This window comes from Psychrobacter sp., from assembly GCF_030457785.1.
Taxonomy (GTDB): domain Bacteria; phylum Pseudomonadota; class Gammaproteobacteria; order Pseudomonadales; family Moraxellaceae; genus Psychrobacter.
Genome location: NZ_JAKDUI010000115.1, coordinates 1 through 8,464, shown reverse-complemented (window position 1 = coordinate 8,464; position 8,464 = coordinate 1). Strand labels below are relative to the sequence as shown.

Annotated in this window: 4 protein-coding genes; 2 read left to right on the top strand and 2 right to left on the bottom strand. The window is 44.7% G+C overall.

The features are described 5' to 3' along the window. Window positions 1–90: 90 nt before the first annotated feature. Window positions 91–756 (top strand): peroxiredoxin, encoded by a 666-nt coding sequence (locus L0J61_RS06870; RefSeq protein WP_301465588.1) that lies wholly within the window; start codon window positions 91–93, stop codon window positions 754–756. 412 nt (window positions 757–1,168) lie between these two features. Then, a complete protein-coding gene (locus L0J61_RS06865; RefSeq protein WP_301465587.1) occupies window positions 1,169–2,185 on the top strand; it encodes a bile acid:sodium symporter family protein in 1,017 nt (338 codons plus the stop codon). A gap of 87 nt (window positions 2,186–2,272) precedes the next feature. Here L0J61_RS06865 and hrpA read toward each other — a convergent pair whose 3' ends face one another. Both hrpA and L0J61_RS06855 read right to left on the bottom strand, forming a co-directional pair. Beyond that, entirely contained in the window at window positions 2,273–6,448 is a 4,176-nt protein-coding gene (hrpA, locus tag L0J61_RS06860; RefSeq protein ID WP_301465589.1) for an ATP-dependent RNA helicase HrpA, read from the bottom strand. 525 nt (window positions 6,449–6,973) lie between these two features. Beyond that, window positions 6,974–8,395: a DASS family sodium-coupled anion symporter gene (locus L0J61_RS06855; protein WP_301465586.1), complete on the bottom strand. Its 1,422-nt coding sequence runs from the start codon at window positions 8,393–8,395 to the stop codon at window positions 6,974–6,976. Between the last annotated feature and the right edge of the window lie 69 nt (window positions 8,396–8,464).

Sequence of the window (8,464 nt, the reverse complement as noted above, 5' to 3'; positions counted from 1 at the left end):
GTTCAATAAAAAGCCAGTACTAAATAAATTTGATGAATACAACATCAAACTGACCACTAATTAGCAATAGAATCCATAAAGGAGATCACCATGAATAATGACATGAATGTTCAAGCTCAAGAGCCTGTTGTCCAATTTCCACAACTTAACCGTCCTGCACCAGATTTCGATGCACTCACCACTGATGGTCAAAAAACGTTGGCGGATTATAAAGGCAAATGGTTAGTGCTGTTCTCACATCCAGCTGACTTTACTCCTGTGTGTACCACCGAATTTATGGCTTTCGCCAACAAAGCAGATGAGTTCCATGCCAAAGGTGCTGAGCTATTGGGTCTATCCATTGACAGCGTACACTCGCATATCGCATGGATGCGTAATATCAAAGAAAACTTCGGCGTAGAAATCACCTTCCCTATTATCGCTGACCTATCTATGCAAGTAGCCAAATCTTATGGCATGGTTCAACCTGGCGCAAGTGATACCTCAGCCGTACGTGCCACTTTCATCATCGATCCCGAAGGCGTGCTACGTGCGATGGTTTATTACCCTATGAGTAACGGTCGCTCAGTCGATGAGTTCTTACGCTTGCTTGATGCACTACAAACCAGTGATGCTAATAGCTGCGCTACCCCTGAGAACTGGAGAGTTGGTGAGCCAGTCATCGTTCCGCCACCTAAAACAGCAGCTGCCGCAGATGCACGCAAAGCTGAAGGCTATGAGTATACAGACTGGTACTTTAGTAAAAAAACACTATAAGCATGGTGCTTTCATTCTGCATTCAAGGTGCAGTATCACAGCAAATCTAAACGAATATTAAACCACTAGGCCCCGTTACTCTGTGACGGGGTTTAATGACGTGGTCAACACACCAAACCATTCAATCTTGCAAAAATAAAACCAACAACCTCTGAAGCGACAACCCCTGTCAATATCATGACTAAAAAATACATGACTAAGAAATACACGACTACGAAATATCAGTGCCATGATCGGATTATCAAACTCGCCTAAGATCTCCACAGCAAAAAAGCTAATAGCCAAATCTCTATAGCTTATTTAAAGTTGTAATTATGACAACTAATTGTTCGCTAAAAACTGCCCCAACCCAATGGAAATATAGCAACTTTAAACTTATACTTTGCTTTTTTTTCGTCTTAGGGGTTTAGGGATGCGTTTTTTAGGGATGATAAGTCAGCAGTTGAGCCGGTTTACCGCACTGGTCATTGTTTTGGCAGCAGCAGTAACGTTCATAGAGCCTGCAACGTTTTCTTGGGTAACAGGCGATACTCAAATCATCGTACTGGGTATCATCATGCTGGCAATGGGCATGACACTAGGCAAAGAAGACTACCAAATATTAGCCCGACGTCCGCTTGATATTTTTATCGGATCAGTGATTCAATATACCATTATGCCACTGTTGGCGATTGGCGTGGCCAGACTGTTTGATTTATCGGCAGGCTTAACACTGGGTCTGGTTTTGGTCGGCACTTGTCCTGGCGGTGTGTCCTCAAACATCATGAGTTATCTTGCAAAAGGCGATGTTGCCTTTTCAGTAGGCATGACGACTGTCTCAACCATTATCGCTCCATTAGCGACGCCGCTATGGTTAAATTACTTGGTTGGTCAGTCTGTAGAGATGGATGGATGGGGTATGTTGCGATTTATGCTACTTGTGACATTGCTGCCAGTCGCTATAGGCTCTATGCTTAATATCTTATTTCACAATAAACATTGGTTCAAGGATGTACGAGCCGTCATGCCAGGCATCGCAGTATTAGCATTTGCTTGTATCGTCGGTGGTGTCGCTGCCGTATTTGGCGATCAATTTTTACAATCAGGGTTGGTCGTTATTTTAGCAATTGCTGTGCACAATATCGCCGGCTACGTGTTGGGCTACTACTCAGGCGCATTTTTTGGTATGAGTACACCCAAAAAACGCACCATATCCATCGAAGTCGGTGTACAAAATGCTGGACTGGCAACTGGGCTGAGCACGAAATTCTTCCCCGGAAACGCGGAGTCTGCAATCGCAGCAGCAGTTGCTTGCATTTGGCACTCAGTATCTGGTTCTGTATTGGCAAATGTATACGCCCGGTGGGATAAGCACCAACAGAAGAAAGCCGCAGCTGTTAACGACAACGTTGAAACAATAGCACTTAATCAACCTATCAAAAATAGCTGACACTTGTGGGTGTTTGATCACTCAGTCATGGCAGTGACAGTGACAGTGACAGTGACAGTGACAAGGTAATCAAACACCAGCCATGCTTTAGCTAACCTTGTCCCACATCTTACTGAGACGCTTTGGTGATACTGCCATACGCGTCTTCATCGGTTGGGCAAACAGTTGAATGCGATATTCCTCAACCATCCAGCGGTACTCACTAATGGCCTCATCACTTGCACGATTGGCCAGCCGTTCCATATGTACGTCTAACGAATAAACACCATCAAGATCGGCATCGACATTATGCTCCAAGCGCTCGATGCGCACCTCTAGTGCCTCTAAATAACGCGGATACTGCTGCCAATGACTATAATCCATTCGGTAGACGAATTTAGCCAGATGTAAATCTTCTAGCTGATCTTCGATATCATCAATAGATTCACCAAACACTTCTCGATCGAGCATGAGTAGATTTTGGCGCACACGTTGCCAACGAGTATAGACGTTTTTGAGCGTTTTTATGACGCTTTGACCCGTCAATAAAAAATGACGCAAAACGACTTCCTCGGTTTGTCGGTATTCTTCAGCAGTAAATGGCAACTCCTCACTCAGTCCAATCGCAATGTCATCAGCACTTTCAGGCAAAGCATCGCTATGATCAAATAAAACATAATGCTCCTCAAGCGCAGCATCTAACGTGGCATCGATGACTATCGTCTTTAGCGCTTCCATATCACCTAGCGGTGCAAATGCTAACTTGAATATTTTATCGACTTGGCTGGTCAGCTGTTTTTTCTTAGCGCTGAGCTTACCCTTAATCAAAGTTAAAACACCTGTTCGATGTGCTTGCAAAGCAGCATTTACATCGGTGTATTGATGTATCGATACAGCCTCGCCTGCTTCATCAGCAACCAAAGCAGCGAACTGCTTCATGATCACTCCTGCACTGTGATGATTTTTGCTAAAGGCGAAATGCTCAGGAAACTCAGTGTGTGCGCCTTGATGTTCATTCACTGCTTGGCTAGTTTCAGACGCGTGGCGAATTTGCAGTGTTTGTAGATCACGACCTTTTTCGATAATGCGATTTTTCTCATCGACCACACAAATTTGTGGCTGTAAGTAGCGGTCAATATTTGAGGGATTAAAGCTCTCTGGCGTCACCGACATAATGCCCCGGCGATTTAATGCTTGGCAAAGCTGCTTAAGCAAGCCTTGTTGATTCTCAGGCTGTAACTCATCAAACAAGCCATCAGCAGTATCAGGAATCGGTACGATTTGACGGCGAACTTCTTTCGGTAATGACTTAAGTAGTTGTAATACCAACTCATAGCGCCATCCAGGAACACCCCATAACAACTCGATAGCGTCTAACTGTGGTAACGCAGCGAGCGGCACACGAATCGTTACACCGTCATCGTCGCTAGCAGGATCAAAAACGTAGCGTAGTGGCAGCTTTAGATCACCCAACTTCCAAACTTCTGGAAAGTCACCAGTGGTTGGCGCTTGGCTGTTTAGGACATCATCATCGGTAAAGAATAGATGTTTATTATCATTCTTCTCCACTTCTGATCGCCAGTCTTCAAAAGACTTACGACTAGCGACATGTTTCGGGATTTTCTTGTCATAGAATTGATACAACGCTTCTTCATCGACGAGTAGGTCACGGCGGCGTAGTTTGTCTTCAATACGTTCGACATGAGCTATTTTGTCCATATTATGCTGCAAAAACGGTGCTTGACGTCCTAAGTTACCCGTCACCAGACCATCACGAATAAATATCTCGCGTGACTCCTCAGGGTTGACTTGTTCATAGTTCGTCAACTGCTTGCTCACAATAATTAGCCCAAACAAACTAATCTGCGCATAGGCTTTTACACGACCTGTTTTTTTCGACCAATGCGGCTCAAAGTAGTGATACTTTAGTAAGTCACCAGCCGCAGATATGATCCATTCTGGCTCAATCTTGGCAACAGTCCGCATAAATACTTGTGACGTTTCGACCACCTCAAAAGCCATGACCCAAGGTGGGATCTGCTTAAACACGGTACTCGCAGGAAATATCTTGGTTTTTTGTTGCCGAGCCGCTAAATACTCACCACGATTTTCGGTCTTATGAGCAATGGTAGATAACAGGCCAGTCATCAAAGCTCTATGCAAATTGGCATACTTCACCGCTTTGAGCGATTCATCTTCAATCGCTGTCGGATCACTGGTCGTCGTTGCCTTAGAGGGGCTCTTGGATGAGTTCCCAGAAGCGTTTTTGGCAGGAACTTTTGAATCGTTGACATCTGTTAATTTGAGATCGGTCACCATCTGTAGCAGCTGACGATGGGTTTGGCTCCATTCACGCACACGCGGGAAACTCAGATAGTTTTTCTTTGTAAATTGCTTACGCTGATTACCAGAAAGCTTATGGCTGTTTTCGTCTTTTTCAAACAGTGCTTGCCATAAGCTGAGATAAAACAAAAAGTCTGAGTCATCTTGGCGGAATTCAGCATGCTTTTGATCTGCTTGCTGACGCTTATTAGCAGGTCGCTCACGTGGATCTTGCACGGCAAGTGCTGCCACAACGATTAGCATCTCTCTAATACAATCAAAGTCGCTACCTGCAACGAGCATACGCGCCAGCCTTGGATCGATGGGCATACGTGCCATCTTTTGTCCTGTGCTGGTCAAACGCAGCTGGTTCAATCCTTTTTTACGCTTTGACTTGCTGTTTTTCTGAGCAGAATCCACGTTCGACTTTTCACTAATGGCACCTAACTCATTGAGCAGCTTATGCCCATCAGTCACCAATCTGCTGTCGGGCGGCTCAATGAAAGCAAAGTCGTCAACGCTACCCAAACGCAGGTTGGCCATTTGTAAAATGACGGATGCTAAGTTGGTGCGGAGGATCTCAGGCTCAGTAAACTCCGGGCGACCACTAAAGTCTTCCTCGCTATAAAGGCGAATACAAACGCCTGGTGCAACACGACCACAGCGACCTTTACGCTGATTGGCAGCGGCTTGCGAGATGGCTTCGATCGGTAAACGCTGTACACGTGAGCGATATGAATAGCGCGAGATACGGGCAAAACCCAAATCAATCACATAGCGAATACCGGGTACAGTCAGTGCTGTTTCGGCAACGTTGGTAGCAATGACGATGCGTCGACCGCGACCTGACGGACGAAAAATACGCTGCTGCTCTTCATAGGTTTGCCGTGCAAATAGTGGCAGCACTTCTGTATGTTTAGGTCCATGACGCTCAAGCACATCTTGCAACTCACGAATCTCTGCCTCTGTAGCGGCAAATATTAGGATATCTGCTTGATCCGCATGCCCTTTACCCTGTGCATCACTAAAACACTCTTCGACGGCTGCGACAACTGCCCGTGGCAGGTTTTCTTCAAAATCGTCGTAGCTGTCGTCATCAGAGCTATTGACAGGTTCATCCGTCAGTGGGCGAAAACGCACTTCTACCGGGAAACTACGCCCTTCTACATTGAAAATCGGTGCAGGAACCTGACGTTTTTGCTTGTTATCATAACGGCTGAAGTACTCACTAAAGCGCTTGGTATCGAGCGTAGCAGAGGTGATAATGACTTTTAAATCAGGACGCTTGGGTAATAGATTTTTCAGATAACCCATAATAAAATCAATATTTAAGCTACGCTCATGGGCTTCATCGATGATAATGGTGTCGTACTTACTCAAAAACCGATCATGCCCTAACTCAGCCAGCAAGATACCATCAGTCATTAGTTTAATAACAGACTGTGCCGTGCCTTGCTCGTTAAAGCGAATTTTAAAACTCACCGTACTGCCTAATGTCTCACCCATTTCTTCAGCGATACGATTGGCCACACTTCTGGCCGCCAGCCGCCGAGGTTGAGTGTGTCCAATTTGTCCTCTAATACCTCGCCCCGCCAGCATTGCTAGCTTTGGCAATTGCGTTGTCTTACCAGAACCCGTCTCACCTGCGACGATAATAACTTGGTTATCCTGAATCGCCCGCACCAAATCATCCGCACGCTGACTGACAGGGAATTCAAGGTTTAAAGTATCGGGCAATCCCTTAGGGATACTATCCATACGTGCTTGTACTGCTTGCTGTGAGCGATTTTTTATCTTGTCATATTGCGCACGTTTTTTGCTTAGTAAGTTATCCGCTTTAGTAGCAGCATCACCATTCGCCTTGTTTTTAGTCACAGCGGCACGCGCCAACTCACGCTCCAAGCGGCTTAAATAGTAACTATCTTTGGCAAGTACAGGTATATCAGCAGTGACTTTCGACATTGAAGAAGCTTCATTGCTGGCTTCAGTCGCTTTTATACTTTGACTGCTCTTGTTCTCTGGATCTGTAACCATAGATTCTTTCTGAGCGCTGTTATTGCTGACGTTACTATTGCCGGCATTGTTGCTGGTGTCATTTTGATTTTCTGTGGCTGTTTCGGCTATATTCTTAGAAATATCGGGCATATTTACTTAGGCTATTTATTGTTTAAAAGTGATTAGATTATGGAGGTAATTCACTCGCGATTCAAGTTGCTAGACTCAAAGCACTATTCGAAGTGCTAATAGATAGAAGTGCTAATAGATAGGCTGGTTTCTATATCAGGCATATCCGATAAATAGTCGCCGCTTGGTAAAACATAATTCTTAGTCCTGTAGTGTCACTTATCCGAGTCGCTTATCCAAGCAGTAGCAATAAAAAAACCCAATGTTTAAGATCGACTTAAACATCGGGTTTCATCTGCTACATTGTCAGGTTATTTCAGCACAACGACTAAAATATACCCTAGATTTCATCAAGGAAATAGGTTACATCAAGAAAAAATACGCCCACAGCCCGATAATCACTGTTGCAATAATATTGAGTATCACCCCTGTACGTACCATTTCTGTTTGTTTAATTAATCCTGTACCAAAGACAATGGCATTAGGTGGCGTGGCAACTGGTAGCATAAACGCACAAGAAGCACCGATACCAATAACCAATACCAACACTTCATGTGGCAATCCCATCTGCTCAGCAATTGCCGCAAATACCGGTACCAACAACGCTGCCGATGCCGTATTAGAAGCAAACTCTGTCAAGAATATAATGAATGCTGATATAGCAATCATCACCACCAGAAGTGGTGCCGCAGACAAGGCGTTCGCGACCGTCTCACCAAGTACCAATGACGCTCCTGATACTTTTAAGATCGTCGACAGTGCGATACCGCCACCGAAAAGCATGAGCACGCCCCAGTCAGTATTGTCAGAAACTTGTTTCCACGACACCAGTCCCAAACTCACGACTGCCGCTGCTGCTGACAAAGCAATAAGGGCATCGGTATCAGAAAGGTCGAATGCTGCACCAATTTTCTTCGAAAATATCCAGCTCAAAGCAGTGATGATAAAGACGATAATGGTCACCACGCGCGGCATATTCCATTCAATCGGTTCCTCATCAAGCAAGGTAATCTTACGATTCAGATTGGGTTTAAGGAACAAAAACATCGCACCCAGTAATAATGGCAATAGCACTATCATCATTGGTATACCAAACTTCATCCAATCAACAAAAGCGATGTCTAGCGCTTTTGCTGCGATGGCGTTAGGCGGCGAACCAACGATAGTACCTAAGCCACCCAAACTGGCCGAGTAAGCAATACCTAATAGCACAAAAACAAAAGTACCGCGGTCTTTTTCACGGTCTACTTGGGTCAAGATACCTAGTGCCAATGGCAGCATCATCGCGGCAGTTGCCGTATTCGATATCCACATCGATAAAAACGCGGTCACAGCAAATATCAAAAATACAGCCGTTCCCAACTTACCACCAGACATAGATAAAATCTTTAGCGCGATTTTTTTGTCTAGCTGCTGCACGTGCAACGCTGCTGCTAACGCAAAACCACCAAAAAATAAATAAATAGTTGGGCTAGCAAAGCTCTGCAAACCTATTTTGGCATTGAAGTCTGGTATACCAACCAGCGCGCCCACGACAACAACCAGTATCGCAGTAATAGTGACATGCACCGCTTCTGTCAGCCATAGCACTCCGATGAAAAATAATACAGCGAGACCTTTGTTTGCATTGACGTCAAATGGTAATACATTGTAAATGATAGTGGCGACAATAGCCGCGATAGCGACAACTATCAACCCTTTACCCGTACCCTTCGGAAAGGTATCGGTAAATAAATACTCATTGCCATCAGTAGGAAGATGGCCATCTAGCTTTTTCTGTGACATAGAATTTCCTTATTGCCCTAAAGAAACTGTGAAACAGACCTTAAATATAAAAATATGTAATATCGATCT

Excerpts from the sequence above, each read along its gene's own strand:
- L0J61_RS06870 (WP_301465588.1), top strand. The coding sequence starts at position 91 with ATGAATAATGACATGAATGTTCAAGCTCAAGAGCCTGTTGTCCAATTT.
- L0J61_RS06865 (WP_301465587.1), top strand. The coding sequence starts at position 1,169 with ATGCGTTTTTTAGGGATGATAAGTCAGCAGTTGAGCCGGTTTACCGCA.
- hrpA (WP_301465589.1), bottom strand. The coding sequence starts at position 6,448 with ATGTCGAAAGTCACTGCTGATATACCTGTACTTGCCAAAGATAGTTAC.
- L0J61_RS06855 (WP_301465586.1), bottom strand. The coding sequence starts at position 8,395 with ATGTCACAGAAAAAGCTAGATGGCCATCTTCCTACTGATGGCAATGAG.